The 17,813-nt window shown below is 31.5% G+C and carries 15 protein-coding genes; all 15 read left to right on the plus strand.

All coding sequences use genetic code 11. The annotated features are described in order from the left end of the window. Positions 1–596: 596 nt before the first annotated feature. A complete protein-coding gene (locus VJ881_00790; protein ID HKL74576.1) occupies positions 597–2,483 on the plus strand; it encodes a nucleoside-diphosphate sugar epimerase/dehydratase in 1,887 nt (628 codons plus the stop codon). A gap of 176 nt (positions 2,484–2,659) precedes the next feature. Beyond that, positions 2,660–5,017 carry a hypothetical protein gene (locus VJ881_00795; protein ID HKL74577.1) on the plus strand — a complete coding sequence of 786 codons (2,358 nt, stop codon included), beginning with the start codon at positions 2,660–2,662 and terminating at the stop codon, positions 5,015–5,017. A 20-nt stretch (positions 5,018–5,037) separates the two neighbouring features. Further along, positions 5,038–5,349, plus strand: coding sequence for a hypothetical protein (locus tag VJ881_00800; protein ID HKL74578.1), 312 nt, complete (start codon positions 5,038–5,040; stop codon positions 5,347–5,349). Further along, on the plus strand, positions 5,342–5,737 hold the full coding sequence (locus VJ881_00805; GenBank protein HKL74579.1) for a hypothetical protein: 396 nt from the start codon (positions 5,342–5,344) through the stop codon (positions 5,735–5,737). Before VJ881_00800 ends, VJ881_00805 begins: the two co-directional genes overlap by 8 nt. Before the next feature lie 225 nt (positions 5,738–5,962). Then, entirely contained in the window at positions 5,963–6,739 is a 777-nt protein-coding gene (locus tag VJ881_00810) for a GntR family transcriptional regulator (GenBank protein HKL74580.1), read from the plus strand. Continuing rightward, the gene (xylB, locus tag VJ881_00815; GenBank protein ID HKL74581.1) at positions 6,729–8,255 is read left to right on the plus strand and encodes a xylulokinase; all 1,527 of its coding nucleotides are present in this window, start codon (positions 6,729–6,731) and stop codon (positions 8,253–8,255) included. The genes VJ881_00810 and xylB overlap by 11 nt, the downstream gene beginning before the upstream one ends. Further along, positions 8,248–8,997: a creatininase family protein gene (locus tag VJ881_00820; protein ID HKL74582.1), complete on the plus strand. Its 750-nt coding sequence runs from the start codon at positions 8,248–8,250 to the stop codon at positions 8,995–8,997. Before xylB ends, VJ881_00820 begins: the two co-directional genes overlap by 8 nt. Before the next feature lie 18 nt (positions 8,998–9,015). Then, complete coding sequence (locus VJ881_00825; protein HKL74583.1) at positions 9,016–10,122, plus strand: ABC transporter substrate-binding protein; 1,107 nt, start codon at positions 9,016–9,018, stop codon at positions 10,120–10,122. Between the two features lie 60 nt (positions 10,123–10,182). Further along, on the plus strand, positions 10,183–11,700 hold the full coding sequence (locus VJ881_00830; GenBank protein HKL74584.1) for a sugar ABC transporter ATP-binding protein: 1,518 nt from the start codon (positions 10,183–10,185) through the stop codon (positions 11,698–11,700). Between the two features lies 1 nt (position 11,701). Further along, positions 11,702–12,670, plus strand: a complete 969-nt coding sequence (locus tag VJ881_00835; protein ID HKL74585.1) for an ABC transporter permease — start codon at positions 11,702–11,704, stop codon at positions 12,668–12,670. Positions 12,671–12,683: 13 nt separating this feature from the next. Then, on the plus strand, positions 12,684–13,700 hold the full coding sequence (locus tag VJ881_00840; protein HKL74586.1) for an ABC transporter permease: 1,017 nt from the start codon (positions 12,684–12,686) through the stop codon (positions 13,698–13,700). Further along, positions 13,684–14,481, plus strand: a complete 798-nt coding sequence (locus VJ881_00845) for an SDR family oxidoreductase (GenBank protein HKL74587.1) — start codon at positions 13,684–13,686, stop codon at positions 14,479–14,481. Before VJ881_00840 ends, VJ881_00845 begins: the two co-directional genes overlap by 17 nt. Further along, positions 14,481–15,401 carry a phosphotriesterase-related protein gene (locus tag VJ881_00850; GenBank protein ID HKL74588.1) on the plus strand — a complete coding sequence of 307 codons (921 nt, stop codon included), beginning with the start codon at positions 14,481–14,483 and terminating at the stop codon, positions 15,399–15,401. Before VJ881_00845 ends, VJ881_00850 begins: the two co-directional genes overlap by 1 nt. A 26-nt stretch (positions 15,402–15,427) precedes the next feature. Continuing rightward, positions 15,428–16,054: a bifunctional 4-hydroxy-2-oxoglutarate aldolase/2-dehydro-3-deoxy-phosphogluconate aldolase gene (locus VJ881_00855; protein ID HKL74589.1), complete on the plus strand. Its 627-nt coding sequence runs from the start codon at positions 15,428–15,430 to the stop codon at positions 16,052–16,054. A 180-nt stretch (positions 16,055–16,234) separates the two neighbouring features. Then, positions 16,235–17,813: ATP-dependent helicase (locus VJ881_00860; protein ID HKL74590.1), on the plus strand; the 1,579-nt coding region annotated here is incomplete at its 3' end.

Here is a 17,813-nt window from a genome sequence, read left to right on the forward strand (position 1 = left end):
ACTTTGATATAGATGATAGTGATATCTTTGATAATAATTTTGATGATTCCTTTGATACGGGGACAGATTTAGATAGCTTTGATGAGTTCTTGTCCGACACAATGAATGAATAGAGTTCATAAATGCATTATAGATATTAACCATTATCTAGAAACATTAAAAAGAAAACCAGGAGTATTAAAGAGTTCTCTTGCCTTTGAGAAAATTGCCCCTGGTATCAAAAAGATATATAGTAATTACTATAGTGATAATTCTACCACAAAAACAAAAGACTTCATAAACCTTTTAGAAATTATTATAGGGAATGGTGAAATTATATATAATGGGAATCCTAGTTACATAAACACTCTTACATGGTTTAAAGATTCCAAATGAATATGTATAGTATTGAGTTTGAATTTATTATAATTGTTTTTATTTCTATGCAGGAAAAAGACTATCAATCTAGAATAAATATAAAGAGCTAAATAAAATAATGTAACAGCTGTCACTTGCAATTGACTTCTAATCCTTGTAGTATATAAATAACTGCAGGGATTTTTGCTGTTTTTTGGGCAGTCGACATAATTCTTGTTTATTCTAGGAGGAAATACAAAATGTTCAATAAATTAATAAATAAAATCTATAAAAAAACCAGACTGATTATTATAGATCTTTTTCTAATAAATTTTGCCCTATTTGCCAGCTTTTATTTGAGATTTGATGGTAACTGGCAGCAATATTTTGATATAGAATATTTATTTGTAATCACAATAATAAGTGCTATAATCTTATATTTTTCCAATTTATATAATAAAATGTGGAAATATGCCAGTATTTCTGAATTGAGATCTTTAATTAGGGCATCTATAATAATTAACTCCATTTTTGTAGTCTATATCTTCTTATTTCAGGTTAGAATGCCTCGTAGTATTTTAATCATAAATGGTATTCTAGATGTCTTTTTACTTGGTGGTTTAAGATTTTCTCTTAGATTATTAAAAGATTATTTAAAAATTAATAAAAATAATGGAGCCAAGAAAAATGTACTTATAGTTGGAGCTGGTGATGCTGCCGAAATGGTAGTAAGAGAGATGCACAAACATCCAGAACTAAATAAAGAAGTTATTGCCTTAGTTGATGATGATCCTAAAAAACATGGTCTTGAGATTCATGGAGTAGAAGTTAAAGGAGATCGTCATGATATACCTGATTTAATAAATAGATATAATGTCAAAGAGATTATTATTGCTATTCCTTCTGCTAAAGGTAGTGAAATAAAAGAGATATTTGAATTAAGTAAAGAAGATGAGGTGGAAGTAAATATAGTTCCTGGTGTTTTTGAAATCTTAAAAGGTGATATTAACTTAAATCAGATCAGAGAGGTAAAAGTAGAAGATTTACTTCGTAGAGATCCAGTTGAGCTAAATACTGATAATATTTCCTCCTATATTGAAGGTAAAACTGTTTTAGTAACCGGTGGAGCTGGTTCTATTGGTTCAGAGTTGTGCAGACAGGTGGCAAGATTTAATCCAGAAAAACTAATAATTTTTGATATAAATGAAAATAATACATATTTTCTTGAACTTGAACTAAAAGAAGAACATAAAGATTTAGAGATAGTACCTATTATCGGCAGTATTAGAGATAAAATGAAACTTGAACAGACCTTTACCTGTCATAAACCGGATGTAGTTTTTCATGCAGCTGCTCATAAACATGTACCTTTAATGGAACATAATCCAGAAGAGGCTATTAAAAACAATGTACTTGGAACCAGAAATGTAGCTCAGGTTTCGGCTGAGTTTGAGATAGACCGTTTTGTCTTAGTTTCTACTGATAAAGCAGTTAATCCTACAAATGTAATGGGAGCTTCTAAAAGAGGAGCTGAAATGATAGTTCAACATATGAATAGGAAAAAAAGAACTAAATTTATGGCAGTTCGTTTTGGTAATGTTCTGGGAAGTAGAGGTAGTGTAATACCTATTTTTAAAAGACAGATTAAAGAAGGAGGGCCTGTTACTGTTACTCATAAAGATGTTACTCGCTATTTTATGACCATTCCTGAAGCTGCTCAGCTTGTTATTCAGGCTGGTTCTCTTGGAGATGGAGGAGAAGTCTTTGTCCTTGATATGGGTGATCCAGTAAAGATAATGGAGCTTGCTGAGGACTTAATAGAACTATCAGGTCTTGAGGTCGGGAAAGATATAGAAATAGAGGTTGTTGGTTTAAGACCTGGAGAAAAATTATATGAAGAGCTTTTAAATGATGATGAAGATAATTTGGCTACTGAACATGAAAGAATCTTTATTACCAGTCTTAATTCCTGTGACTGGCAGAAATTAAATAAATCATTAGAAAGACTTGAGAATCTAATAGATAAAGGTATTAGTTCTAAGATAGTTGATGAACTTGTAGATATGGTTGGTACCTATGAACCCAATCGAGATAAGGTAAAAGAGATAAATTTTGCTGAAGAAAAAAAGAAAAGAAGAAGTAATTAACTAAATAAAATATAAATTATTAGCTAATCCCTTTCAAAGGATAAATTATCCTGAGAAAGGGATTTTTTATGTTAAATTCATTAATATATATTTTTTTAGAAAAATATTGTATTTTATGCAGGAGATTATGAACTTATGTTTAAATATATATCTATAACTAAAAATTTTATGAGGAGATGAGTAGAGAAATGAGTATTTCAAAAAGATTTAAGTTAAACACAGTTTATCTATTTTCAACACTTTTTATCGTATCAGTTATTTTAGATTTAACTATTAGTTATAGCTTTTTTGATTTTTCAATTTTACAGACTTCCTTTTATATTTCCCGTCATTTTCTACCGGTCCTGGTCACTATTTTAGGTATATTCTTTGCAGTCTATTTACTTATGATCCAGTTATTTAGAGGTAGATATCCCCTTAATTTCATCAAAAAATATTTTAACAGAAATTTTAAAGGTGATTTTACTCTAAACATTATTTTGGCAGCTGTTTTGATGATTATCGAATATGATTTCAGTCTGGCTAAAATAGTATATATCATCCACTTTTCCTATACTCTAAGTTTAATCATAAAAAGCTATAATGATTACAGACTATTTGATCCGGCAAATAAGATAAATGAGTATGAAGAAGCCATAAAAAAAGAAATTGACAGTAAACATCCTGATCATCAAAAAATAGCTAATTATCTGGAAGAATTAACAAAATATGCTGAAGACAGCCTTTCTAAAAAAGAAATATTTTTAGCAAAATATATTTTAAAAAGTTTTGAGAATTTAATGATTCATTTTATGCAAAATAAGGATACTTTGATTATAGAGAAAAATGATTCAGTTGAAGAATTACAGGAAAACTTCTTTAAGAAGATAATTTCTCAGCTAAAATATGCGATTACAGCTGACCATAAAAATTATGCAAAAGAGATATTTGCTTCTATCTCAAAAATATTGAGAACTTCTGTTGAATGTAATGCTTTAGATGATTTTGAAATTTATAGTGATAGATTAAAGGAATTTTTTGATCATAGTGCTTCTCAAAGAGAATTTGCATTTTCTGCAAAAGTAATAACTCTATATAAAGAAGTTATTGCTTATGTTTTTGAAAAGGAAAAAGAAGATGACTGGGTAAATAAAATCAGAGATAATATTCAATTCTTTTCCTTTAATACCTCAGAAATATATTTTGATGAAGAGTTATTAAAAAACGTATATGAATTACATTACTTATTTTTACAGATAATTGTAGATAAAGAGGATCTAGAACTTTATGAAAAAGCCAGTGATGAGTTATTTAATTTTGTAAATAGAACCTTCCCCAATGTGAATAATAATGATATTAAATATTTACAAATTTATAATGTTATTCATACCAGAAAATTAGTTGAATTACAAAATTCTAAATTAATTAAAATACATCTTGAATTTCTAAAAGATGTAGGTAAATTAGGTTTTAATTATGATAATACTGAAATATATAGATTTATCTTAGAAGGTTTTGATTATATTATTAACAACTGTGAAAAAGTTGAGATAAAAGAACTGGTTAATAAATATAAATTTGCCTTTGTCCTTAAAGCACTTGAAAATGAAGATGGAAAGGCAACTTATTTTATACCTGATTATGAAAAAATGTTAAAAGGTGATCGTAAAAAAGATGAAAAGCTAATAAATAAAGTTACTGATGGTTTTGAAAATTTACTGAAAAGAACCTTATATACAAAAAGTAAGTATGTTAGCCTTTATTTATTTAAACACTTAAATAAAGTGTTCATGATTTATGAAAAAAGTGATTTAAAAGAACAAAAGCTTTTTTTGAATTTATATGAAGAACTACTATATTTCGGACTTTTTAATAAAGATACTGATAATTTTCATTTGATTTTAAAAGAATATCAAAATTTATTTTTTGAATTGGATAAAGAAGGTAAATTATCTAAAAAGTTATTTGGTTATTTTATTTCTATTTATAGAGAGTTAAGTAAAGTTGCTATTGAAGAAAGATTAATAGATTTTGTAATCAGTATTAATAGAAAATTATTTGATATTGGTAAAGATAGTAATTTGATCTCAAAGAAAACAGAACTTAAAAAAGAATTAAATAATACTCTTTTCCAGATAGGAGTCAAAGGCGTAGAAAATAGAATTGATGATATCATCAGGAATTCTTCTGATAAACTGGGCTGGCTTGGAAAAGAGGCAATAGAAAATGAAAGACACAAGATACTGGAAAATATCCTGGATAAAGCAGTAAGTTTGATGAATCTCAGTCAGGATTTAAAAATAAATGAAGGAACAATTATCTTTAATGGCACCTTATTTGTAGTTTTAGGTGGATATGCCCATTATAGAGATAATCAGGGAGCTATTAGTAAGCTAAAAGCAGCTGTAGCTAATATAAATTGTTCTGAAAAACTCTATAGTTCAAAACTTATCAGAGATTATGAAAGTGAATACTGGGATGATTTAATGGGGGGAGATGCTTCAAAATCCATGGATAGATTTTATAATAAACTAACTTTAAATAGTGCCTGTTAATTAATGAAAGGGGAATGATAATGAAAATGAATATAGATTCTATTAAAAGTCCATTACAGATGATTGGTTTCTTTTTGGCCTGGATTGAGACAGTGCTGGCAGTTAGTCTCTGGCCTATTAAAGGTAATAATAGCTTAATGACCATTCTATTATTTTCTTTAGTAGGAATAGCTTTAATATTTACTCTATCTTTGATGTTTACCTTAATTCATTTTACCCGCAATTATCCCCAGTGGCTTTTTAATCCCAATGATTATGATCCTGGAGTCCAGGATGAACTCTTTGACCATGATTATAGTAAAAGTGAGGCTAAAGGTGATTTCAATGGCTGAGATTAAGCTACAGTTTTCTGTGGTTTGTGAGTGGAGTGATGGGAAAAACATAGGTAATATCTATAATGGCTTTAGACCGGTTGAGATCGATCAATTTTTTATAGTTAATAAGTGGATCTGGGATGATCAGCTTAAAGCTGAGTTTGAAGTTGATGATCAATTTTATCAGGAGACAAGAATTATAAATGGAGAAAGTGAAGTTTTAGCTTTTTCTAAATCAGATTTATTTAGAGTAAAAAATTCTCATACCCATAATAATTATTTTAAAGAGATTGAATTTAAAGAAGGAGCTGATTATCGAGTTGAGGTAAAGCTTTTTAATGCTGAAGGTGAATTGGTAGAAAACGGTAGTCTTAATTATCCTATTTTTGTAAAAAAAGCTAAATAAATCATTAATCCCGGGTTAGAGTGAAAATTCATCCCGGGATTTTTAATTTTTCTTATCTTGTATAGACAAGAATAGCTAATAGTCCAGGAAAATATAAAAAATATGTAGAATTTTTAGATATTTATGCAGGAATTCTTAATTTTGTGTATAATAGTATAAGTGTAAGCCAGTTTACACTAGACAAGAAACAGTTTTGACTATACTAAAATTTGGAGGGAATAGATTATGTTGGATAGAAATTCTGATATTCCTTTATTTAGACAAATAAAAGAAAAATTAGAAAAAGAGATACAAAAAATGCCAGCAAATACTAAAATAGATTCTGAACCAAATCTTGCAGATAGATATCAGGTAAGTAGAGGAACAGTAAAAAAAGCAATTGATCTTTTAAATAAAGAAAGAAAGGTTTATCGTATTCCTAAAAAAGGAACTTATGTTGCTGAAAGTAAAATACAGCGTCATTTTGACAAATTACCCAGTTATAGTGAAGAGATCAAAAAAAGAGGTCTAAAACCAGGAGCACATAGTGTTGAATTTGCCAAAGAAATAGCTGATGAAAAGGTACAAAAAATATTAAACTTAAAAAAAGATGATATAGTCTGGAAAATAAAAAGAATTAGAACTGCAGATGAAGTTCCAATCATTTTGACTACTTCCTATTTACCAACTAATATCTTTCCTAAATTTACAAAAGAGGAAGTACTTGATTCCCTATATAAAGCAATGGAAAAAAGATATGATAAAAGACCTTATAGGGCTCATGAAAGTTATTCAGCTGTTAATTCAAATCATGTAATTTCCTCTCTTTTAAATATAAACAAAAATGCAGCCTTAATCTATTCAGAAAGACTTTCTTTTTCTAAAAATAATCGACCGGTAGAATACTCTACCAGTTATATCCGTGGTGATAAATATGAAATCCATGTTGATGTAAGTCCTGATGGTTCAAAAAATAAAAATAAAAAGTTTTTGAACAAAAGGGGAGATTTTAATGAAAGCTAAGATTGTATTAGGAATTGACCTGGGAACATCTGCTGTTAAGATTCTGGCTGTTAATCAAAAGGGAGAGGTCATTGACAGTCAGGAAAAAGAATATGAAATCATAAGAGATGGAGTTAAAGTTGAACAAAAGCCTGAGGATTGGTGGCAGGCAGTTAAAAAAGGTATAAAAGATTTAGAGATAGATAAAAATAGAGTAAAGGGAATTGGGATGTCCGGTCAGCTTAATGGACTGGTCTTAGTTGATAAAAAGGGTAATCCTTTAAGAAATGCAATTATCTGGCTGGATAGAAGAGCCAGTAAGCAGGCCCGGTATTTAAATAAAGAATATGGAGATTTAATCAAAGATTATTCTTTTTCTCAGGCAGGACCTATCTATAATTTAAGTAAATTACAGTGGCTTAAAGAAAATGAAAAAGAAACCCTAAAAAATACATATAAGATTCTCTTTGCCAAAGATTATATAACCTATAAACTGACTGATGAATTTGTAACTGATGTCAGTGATGCAGGAGCAGCTTTAATGTTAGATTTAGAAAAAAGAGATTGGGCAAATGAAATCTTAGAAAAAATAATAGATTTGGATAAATTACCTGAGTTACATGAATCAGTAGATCTCATAGGTAGTTTAACTTCAGAGATGGCAGAAAAATTAGGATTAAAAGAAGGGATACCGGTAGTAGCCGGAGCAGGAGATATGGCCGCCCTTTCCCTGGGAACAGGTGTGGTTAGAGAAAATAAGGCCTGTGCTACTATTGGAACAGCCGGTCATGTTGCCGCCTATTTACCTCAATTACCTAAAAAATGTGATGACCGAGTCTGGGTTATGGCTCATGCTATACCCGGTAAATACTTCTGGCATGGTCTGGTCATGACCGGTGGCTATTCTCTAAAATGGTTTTTAGAAAATTTAGGTCAGTTGGAAAAAGAAAAAGCCGGAGATCAATCTCCCTATCAGCTTTTAATGGAAGGACTGGAAGATGTAACTCCTGGAAGTAATGGTCTTATTTATTTACCATTTTTAGATGGGGCAGCAACTCCCTATCAAAACCCGGAAGCTAGAGCCGGTTTTATAGGACTTACTTCAAATCACAGTAAAAAAGAAATGATAAGAGCAGTTTTGGAAGGAGTAGCCTATAATTTCCGTGATTCTTTTGAGATTATTGACCCTGATCAGGAGATAAAAGAGATCATGGTTGGTGAAGGTGGAAGTAAAAATCTTATCTGGCCTCAGATTATGGCTGATGTAATGGGCAGAGATGCCAGACTTTTATCAGAACTAAATTCTTCTGCTTTAGGTGCTTCAATGCTCGCTGGAGTAGGGAGTGAAGTCTGGTCAGATTTTGAGGAAGCAGACCAAAAATTAATAAAGAGCAAACAAAGTATAAAATACAGTCAAAAAAATCACCAATTCTATAACAAAAGTTATCAAATATATCAGAAAATTTACAATAGTTTAGAAGATAGTTTTCAGGAATTAGCTGAATTGGAGAATAAAGGAGGCAGTTTAGATGACTAAAAAGTATGAAGTTCAGTATATGACCAGACCGGAGATAAAAGAGCATATAAAAAATAAGGGAACAGCTATTTTACCAATTGGTTCAACAGAACAGCATGGTCCCCATTTACCTTTAGGAACAGACACCATGATTGCTAAGGAAATGGCTTTAAGACTGGCAAAAAGGATAGAGGCAGTTGTTTATCCTCCAATTCCCATTGGTTATACCTGGGTCTGGCGGGATATACCTGGTAATTTATATATATCTATTGAACATCTCAAGGGCATGATCAAGGATATAGTGAGAAACTTAGATCGTAATAATTTAAAAAAATTAATCATTGTTAATGCTCATGGAGCAAATGATTCTTCAATTAAATATGCAATAAGAGAGCTTACTGATGAAATCGATCTGGATATATATTATTTTACCTATCCAGCTTTAGATAAAATAAAAGACAAAATAGATTCCAAACTCTGGCATGGAATGTTACATGCTGAAGAGATTGAAACTTCCATGATTTTAGCTATAGATGAAGATTTATGTGATATGGATAAAGCTGTTAGTGAATATCCAGCTGATGATATTTCCTATAATTATCACCATTCAAATTTACCGATGGGTGCTTTAAGTGAAAGTGGAGTTTTTGGTGATGCTACCAAAGCAAGCAGTAAAAAAGGGGAGGTGATTTTTAAAATAACAGTTGATCACATGCAGGAAGTAATTGAGAAGGCAGAAGAAAGCAAGGATTTTAAAAAATAAAAGGGGGAAATTAAAGTTATGAAAAGATTATCTGTTATTTTAGTCGCTGTATTTTTAATAACTGCAATGTTTACTGCAACTGGTGTTTTGGCCCAGTCTGCAGATGAGATTAGTTCAAGAGTAGAAGTAGAGGGCTGGAAATATGTTATTGATTCCAGTGATAATATGGTTGATACTTCTCAGTATAAAAAGGATGGACCTTACACTATTGGTTATGTAACAATCTTTATGGCTAATTCCTGGTCAGCCCAGATGAAAGAAGAAATTGTAAGAGAAGCTGAAAGACAGGAAGAAGTCGAAGGTATCCAGCATATTAATGCTCAAAGTAGTGTTTCCGGACAAATTTCTGCAGTTGAGGACTTAGTCGCCAAAGGTGTAGATGCAATAGTTATTGATCCAATTTCTCCAGAAGCATTGGTCGGTGCCTTAGAATCAGCTCGTGAAAATGGAGTTCCTGTAATTGCCATTAGTAGTACAATTCCTGCTGAACAGGTTACTGCCTGGGTAGGAAGAAGTGACTATGATTATGGTAATGTTACAGCTAAATGGCTTGTTGAAAAGATGAATGGAGAAGGTAATGTAGTTGCTCTTTCCGGTATAGCAGGTAACTCTACTGCTCAAAGTAGATGGCAGGGTGCTAAAGATGTATTTGATGAATATCCAGATATTGAGATTTTAACTCGTGAATTTGCCCAGTGGGGTTTTGCTCAGGCTAAAACAGCTATGTCTAACGTTTTAGCAGGATATTCTAATATTGATGCTGTCTGGTCTGGTGGAGGAGCTATGACTCAGGGAGCTATGGAAGCTTTTGAAAGTGCCGGTCGCGAAATGGTTCCTATGGTTGGGGAAGCCAATAATGGTTTCTTATTAGACTGGATAGAAGCCAGTGATCAGGGATTTGAAAGTATTGCTTTCAATAACCCAACTTCTCATTCAGCAATTGGAATGCGTCTTGCACTTAAAGCTCTAAAAGGTGAACCTATTCCTGAATCAGTTTATGCTACCGGACCATATATTCTTGGATTAGATGAAGCTAAAAAATATGCTCGTCCAGATCTTGAAGATGGCTACTGGACAGGTCATACTCTAAGTGAAGAAGCATTAGAGGAATTGTGGGGCAAGTAATCTAAAAATTGAACAGGAGGGGAGTGATCCCCTCCCTTTTTAAAAGTGAGGTGAATATAGTTGAAAGATGAAAATATAATACTTAAAATGGAAAATATTCATAAATCCTTTCCTGGAGTTAAAGCCCTGGATTCAGTAACATTTGATTTAAAAAAGGGAGAAGTACTGGGGCTGGTTGGGGAAAATGGAGCAGGAAAATCAACTTTGATGAATATTTTGACCGGAGTTTTAAAACCGAATCAGGGTACAATTAATTTAGAAGGACAAAATGTTGAATTTCACGATAATCAACAGGCCCAAAAACATGGTATTTCCTATATTCATCAGGAATTAAATTTAATTGATGAATTAACTATTATGGAAAATTTATTTTTAGGAGATCAACCATTAAAAAAATGGGGATCGATTAATTTTAAAGAGATGAGGGAAAGAAGTAAAAAGGTATTAAAAAGATTAAACTTAAATCTTTCTCCTGATCAATTAGTAGAAGAACTATCCCTTGCCCAAAAACAGATGGTTGAAATAGCAAAAGCTATTCTTTTTGAAGCTAAGATAATTGTAATGGATGAACCTACTTCTTCTCTGGCAGATGAAGAAATAGAAGTCTTATTTGAAATGATAGAAGATTTACAAAAAGATGGTAAAAGTATTATCTATATTTCTCATCGACTTGATGAGGTTTTTTCCCTTACCAATCGCTTAATAGTACTTAGAAATGGTAAAAAGGTAGCGGTTAAAAATACTGATGAAGTTGACCATGACCAATTAGTTAATATGATGGCCGGTAAAGAAGTAGCAGAAAGATTTTTTAAAGAAGAAACTAATTTTGGTGACGTTATTTTGGAATCAAAAAATTTAGCCGGTAAAAAGACTAAAGATATTAGTTTGAAATTAAGAAAAGGTGAACTACTGGGGATTGCAGGCTTAATGGGTTCAGGTCGTACAGAATTACTGGAAATGATGTTTGGAGTTAAAAAAATTAAAAATGGTGAATTATTTTTAAATAATAATAAACTTCATCCACGTAATACCACTCAGGCTATAAAAAATGGACTTGCTTATTTACCGGAAGATAGAGGCTTAAAGGGACTTTTTTTAGATTTTGATTTACTTAAAAATATCTATATTTCAAAAGTAGAAAAAAATGAGATTATTACAAATGAAGAAAAAGCAAAAGAACCTATCCTTAATATAATTGAACAGTTAAATATAGTAACTCCTTCAGCCAGAGAAAAAATAAAAAATCTTAGTGGTGGAAATCGCCAAAAAGCAATTTTAGGAAGATGGATGTTATCAGAAATGGATGTTTTATTGATTAATGAACCAACTAGAGGTATTGATGTTAATGCTAAAACTGAAATATATAAATTTTTATTTGAATTAAATAAACAGGGTGTAGGAATTATTATGGTTTCTTCAGAACTACCTGAAATATTATCTATTAGTGATCGGATTATAGTCATGTATGAAGGTGAAATTAATGGACGATTTACTCGCAAAGAAGCCAATCAGGAGCGAGTTCTAAAAGCGATGACCGGGAAAAAGGCTGATTTAGCTGAAAGTGGGGTGGAGACTTAAAATGCTGCAAAATAATCAGGAAAAAAATAAACTGAAAATATTGTTGACTAAAAATAAGGATCTAAGTTATTTATATTTAATTGTAGTTATGATCATAGCAGGTGCTTCCATATTTATCCCTTCTTTTAGTAGAGGTCAGAATATAACAAATCTTTTTAATCAAATGGCTCCTATGGGAATTGTGGCTTTAGGACAGACTTTTGCCATTATTACAACAGGTATTGATCTTTCAGTTGGTTCAGTAATGAGCCTGGCTACAGTAATTACAGCCACTCAACTGGATCCAGCCAACCCGATGTCAGTTTTTATAGTTTATCCTTTAGTAATTGGGGTTTCATTAATTATTGGAAGTGTTAATGGATTTATTATCTCGAAGTTTAACTTAGAACCTTTAATAGCCACTCTGGCTACGGGAAGTATCATAAATGGTATCAGTCTTTTGATTTTATCCCATCCAGGTGGTTTCTGTCCGAGAATGTTTACTAATGCCTGGTTAACTGAATTAGGTGGAATAGTACCCTTATCTATAATATATTTTTTCATATTAATTTTAGTCACTTATTTTATTTTAAACCATACCCGTTTTGGTCGGAGAGTTTATGCTATTGGTGGAGATGAAGAAAAGGCCAAAATAGCCGGGATTAATGTTGATAAAGTAAAAATAAAAGTTTATATGGCCAGTTCTTTATTAGCAGGTATAGCCGGTCTGGCTCTTGCGGCCCGGATGAGATCAGGTGATCCGGTTAGTGGTTCAACCTTTACCCTTTATTCAGTTGCTGCTGTTTTAATCGGGGGAACTACTTTTAGTGGTGGTAAAGGTGGAGTTATAAGGACTTTTGCCGGTGTTTTAATTTTGAGTCTGGTTAGTATTATTTTAAATTTAATTGGTGTATCTCCTTTTTATCAAAATGTGATGACCGGTTTAATTATAGTACTGGCTGTTATTAATAGTTCACTGAGAAAGGGTTAAGAGGTGATCTGAAATGAATTTACCAATAATAAATAAATCAATGAGTCGTAATGCAAAAGTCTTTATATCATTGCTATTAGTTGTAGTTGTTTTATTTGCAATAAGTGGAATTTTTAATCCACGCAGTCTTAGCCCAAATCATATATTAGAAGTAGTAAGACAGAGTGCTCCTCTGGGAATAACTGCCATGGGACAATCAGCAGTTATTTTAACCGGAGGGATAGATCTCTCAGTAGGTGAGATCATTACCATGACTAATATTATTTCTGCTGATATGATGAAAGGGCGTAATTTAAGAACTGTCCCCGTAGTTTTATTACTTTTGCTTATTGGTGCTTTGATAGGTGGAATGAACGGGTTTATGATTGCTACTACTAATATACCACCAATGGTTATGACTTTTGCCATGTCTTCAATGGTTAAAGGAGGTTATTTACTTTATAGTGGTGGTGCTCCCCGAGGCCGGGTTTCACCAATTTTACGATATATTGGTACTGAGAGATTTCTGGGAATTCCAGTAACAATCATAGTTTATGCTCTCTTAATTGTAGCTGTACTCTATTATTTCCAGAAAACTAAATGGGGAAGATCTGCTTATTTTATCGGTAACAATCCGGTGGCAGCAGAATATGCCGGTATACCTAAAACATATAGATTAATTATGATTTATGCCTTTAGTGCGATGATGGCTGTGATTGCGGGCTTAATACTTTCCGGATATATTGGAATTGGTAATTTTGATGTTGGTGGAGATTCCTATATGTTAAATTCAATAGCTTCCTCAGTTGTCGGAGGTAATACTTTTAATGGTATCGGTAATGTAGGTGGAGCAGCAATTGGTGCTTTGATTATTACTGTTATTGAAAGTGTAATGACTTCTCTAGGAGTAGCTGAAACCGGTAAACTGGTAATGAGAGGTATCATTATTATTACCATGGTAACTCTTTATATGGGTTCAATTGATTTAGGAAAAGTTAAAAAACTCTTTAGTGGAGAAGGGGGTTCACTTGAGGATGCCCGGGGAAATTAAGATTGATTTAAAGGATAAAGTTGTGGTGATTACAGGTGGAACCAAAGGCTTGGGACGTGAAATTGCCCTGGGAGCAGCTCGGGAAGGTGCCAAAATTGCAGTCTGTTCCCGGAGTGAAGATGCTCTTGAGGATTTAAGAAATGATTTAGTAGAAATTTATGCTGATCAGAGCAATTTTTATCTACAGGCTGTAGATGTAACTGAAATTAAGAAGCTGGAAGATTTTGCTTCTAATATAGTTGATTCTTTGGGAAAAGTTGATGTTTTAATTGCTAATGCTGGAGTGACAGATCAAAAACACCACTCTCTGGTTGATCTGCCCAATGAAACCTGGGAGAAGATCATGAAGGTGAATTTAAATGGCAGTTATTTTACCATCAAAACTTTTTTACCACTTTTGGAAGAAAGTAAAGGGAATTTAATTATTATGACTTCGCTTTTAGGCCAGAAAGGTTATGGTAAAGCCAATGATGGACCTTACTGTACTACTAAATTTGGCCTGGAAGGTCTAAAGGAAGTGGCAGCTGAAGAATATCAGGGAAAGGTAAATGTTAATACAATTTTTCCAGCCGAAAAGGTTAACACAAATTTCTTTTCTCATTTATCAGAAGAGGAGAGAGCTAAATTAGCTGATCCGGATGTTATTGTGGAACCTACTTTATTTTTGGCTTCACTTCCTGAAGATAGTTTAACTGCTCATTCTTTAAATGCCAAAAAGTGGCGGGAAGATTCAGGATATAAAGAAGGTTTATTAAAAAGAGCAAGAAAGGAGAATAAATAATGGGAAAGATACAAACTATTAATGGTCTGGTAGATGCAAAAGATTTAGGTTTTACCTATACTCATGAACATTTAGTCTGTTATCCTCCTGAAATAGCAATGAAAGGTGATCCAGATTTTGAACTTCCTCATGAAGATAAGGCTATTGAGGAGTTGAAAATGTTTAAAAATGCAGGAGGAAATACTTTAGTAGAAGGTACAGCTATAGATTATGGTAGATCTCCTAAAGCTTTAAAAAGAATAGCTGATGCTGTTGATGTTAATATTGTTTTTCTTACCGGTTTTAATAAAGGTAGATTTTATCCAAACTGGGTGATAAAAGCCAGTATAGAAGAATTGAAAGAATTGATGGTTGATGAGTTGCGAAATGGAGCAGATGATACTGATCTTAAGCCTGGTTATATTAAATGTGGCAGCTGGTATAATGTGATTTTACCTGAGGAAGAAAAGGTAAGCAGAGCTGCAGCCAGAGCTCATAAGGAAACAGGAGCTCCTATCTGGGTTCATACTGAAGCCGGAACTATGGGTTTAGAACAGTTAGATATCTTAGAAGATGAAGGTGCAGATTTATCTAAAGTCTGTATTGGCCACTCTGACCGTAATGCTGATCTCTGGTATCACAAGAAAATGGCTGAAAGAGGAGCCTATGTTGGTTATGATGGCCCAAGTAAGGTAAAATATTATCCAGATTCAGTAAGAGTTGAACTTATAAAAGGAATGTTAGAGGCCGGATACCGTGATCGTCTACTTATCTCCGGTGATATGGGACGTAAATCCTATCTTAAATCTTATGGTGGTGGACCTGGTTTTGAGTTTATTTTAAAGAAATTTATTCCTCGTTTATTAGAACAGGGACTTGATGAAAAAGATATAAAAGCTATCTGGGAAGATAATCCAGCTGACTGGTTAAGCTTTAAATAATAATTTTAACAAGTGAGGTAGATAAAATGGTGAATAGACAGTTTATGGATATGTTAGGTGAGGAAAAGATAATTGGAATTTTACGCGGCTTTGAAGCTGAAAAGACAAGAAAGTTAATAGAAATATATAAAAAAGAGGGAATTAAATTTATAGAAGTTACTTTTAATTCTCCAGAAGCTTTAAAGATAGTAAGTGAGTATGCAGATAAATCAGATATCTATATTGGAATGGGAACTGTTAAAAATAGTGAAGAGCTTAAGAAGGCTCTGGAAAGTGGTGCCCAGTTTATTGTAACTCCAAATTATAATTCTGAAGTGGTGAAAACTGCTAAAAGAAGAGGAGTACCAATTATAAGTGGGGCCTATACTCCTTCTGAAATTTATGATGCCTACCGGGATGGAGCAAATGCTGTAAAACTTTTTCCGGCTTCAATTCCAGGACCAGATTATCTAAAGAGTATAAGAGGTCCTATTCCAGAAGTTGATATTATCCCTACAGGTGGGATAGATGAAAGTAATATTAGTGATTTTCTAAAAGCCGGAGCTTTTGCTTTTGGCATCGGTGGAGGTTTAGTAGATAAAGAAAGTGTGAAAAATGAAGACTGGGATAAAGAAAGAGAAAAGGTTAGAAAGCTAATGAGTAAACTTAAGTAACTAATGATTAAACTTCAATAAAAACTCCCTATTTTATCCCTGGCTAGAGTAAAAATCTGGTCAGGGCTTTTTTTGTGTATAATATATAAAAAACATATAATAAAAAGGAATATTAATAATTATCACGAAAAATTTAATTAAGGTTTAAATATTATTTTTAAAATTAAAGGATGGGATATATTGCTAAAAAAATTAATTAATAAATTCAAAAATATTTTTAATAAAAAAGAAAAAGAATTTGATTATGTAGAAAATAAAATTAGTAAATATCATGATTTATTTCATAATTTTGGTGAGTACCCACTAAATAAAAGACAACAAAAGGCAGTTGTCAAAAATGAAAAATATAATCAGGTGATTGCTGCTGCTGGAACTGGAAAAACAACTGTTTTAGCTTATAGAATAAAATATTTAATTGAAGAAGGAGTAAAACCTGACCGTATTCTTGCAATTACTTTCTCTAATAAAGCAGCGGAAGAAATGGAAATTAGGTTAAAAGAAAAATTTAATATCACTGAAGTAAATGTTAGTACTATTCATTCTTTTGCTAATAATATTATAAAAGAAGAAAATGAAAATAAGTTATCTACTATAGAATCTCATGAATGGGAAAATATTATAGAAGAAGCTTTTGATGATTTAATGGAATATAATACAAAATTTAGAAAAAATTATTACTTATTTTTAAGTCATAATGAGTCTGAAAATATTAATGAAGAAGAATTTGAAAATAAAACAGAATTTGTTGCTAAAAAAAGGGAAAAAAATTATGAAACTTTCAAAAGTGAAGAGGTAAAATCACAGGCTGAAAAATTCATAGCTGATTTACTTTTTATTAATAATATAGATTATCAATATGAAAAAATTGCAGATTGGGCTGACAAGTCAAAAGATAAAATTGTATATCAACCTGATTTTTATCTTCCAGAATATGATATTTATATAGAACATTGGGGAATAGATAGGGATAATGAAGTTCCTGATTGGTTTGAATGGTCTTCAGAAAAATATTTAGCTAAATTGGAATGGGCTAAAAATCAGTTTGAAAAACATAATAAAATACTAGTTGAGAGTTTTGATTATGATTATCAAGAGAATAATTTAGAAAGTATATTAAAATCTAAATTAAAGAAAAAAGGAGTGGAGTTTGAACAGGAAACATTTAAAGATTTTGTTGATTCGGTTGTTGATGTAAATACTAAAAATATTATTGACGATTATAAAAACTTTATTGAAGAAGCTAAAAAAAATAATCTTAGTGTAAATGAAATAAAAAATAATATGGATAATTTATCTAATAGAGAATATTATTTTACTTTATCTGCCATGGATATATATAAGTATGTAATTAATTTTTTAAATGAAAATAGAAAAATAGATTTTAATGACATGATTTATAAAGCTACAGATATTCTAGAAGAGAAAAAGAAATATACTGATAGATATGATCATTTATTAGTTGATGAATTTCAAGATGTATCTTTTGCCCATATTTCAATCATTAAAAAGTTTTTTAAAATGGATTCAGATATAAAATTATTTTGTGTAGGAGATGATTGGCAGAGTATTTATTCTTTTCAGGGATCTGATCCAAAATATTTTATAGATTTTGAAAAATATTTTGCTAAAGCAGCTAAAACTTATCTTGTAGATAATTATCGTTGTCCAAAAAAAATATTAGATGCGGGTAATGATTTAATAGCCAATAATTCTAATCAAATTGAGAAAAAAGTTATTGCCAATAATGATTATGAAATGA

The sequence above is a fragment of the Halanaerobiales bacterium genome, assembly GCA_035270125.1.
GTDB lineage: Bacteria > Bacillota > Halanaerobiia > Halanaerobiales > DATFIM01 > DATFIM01.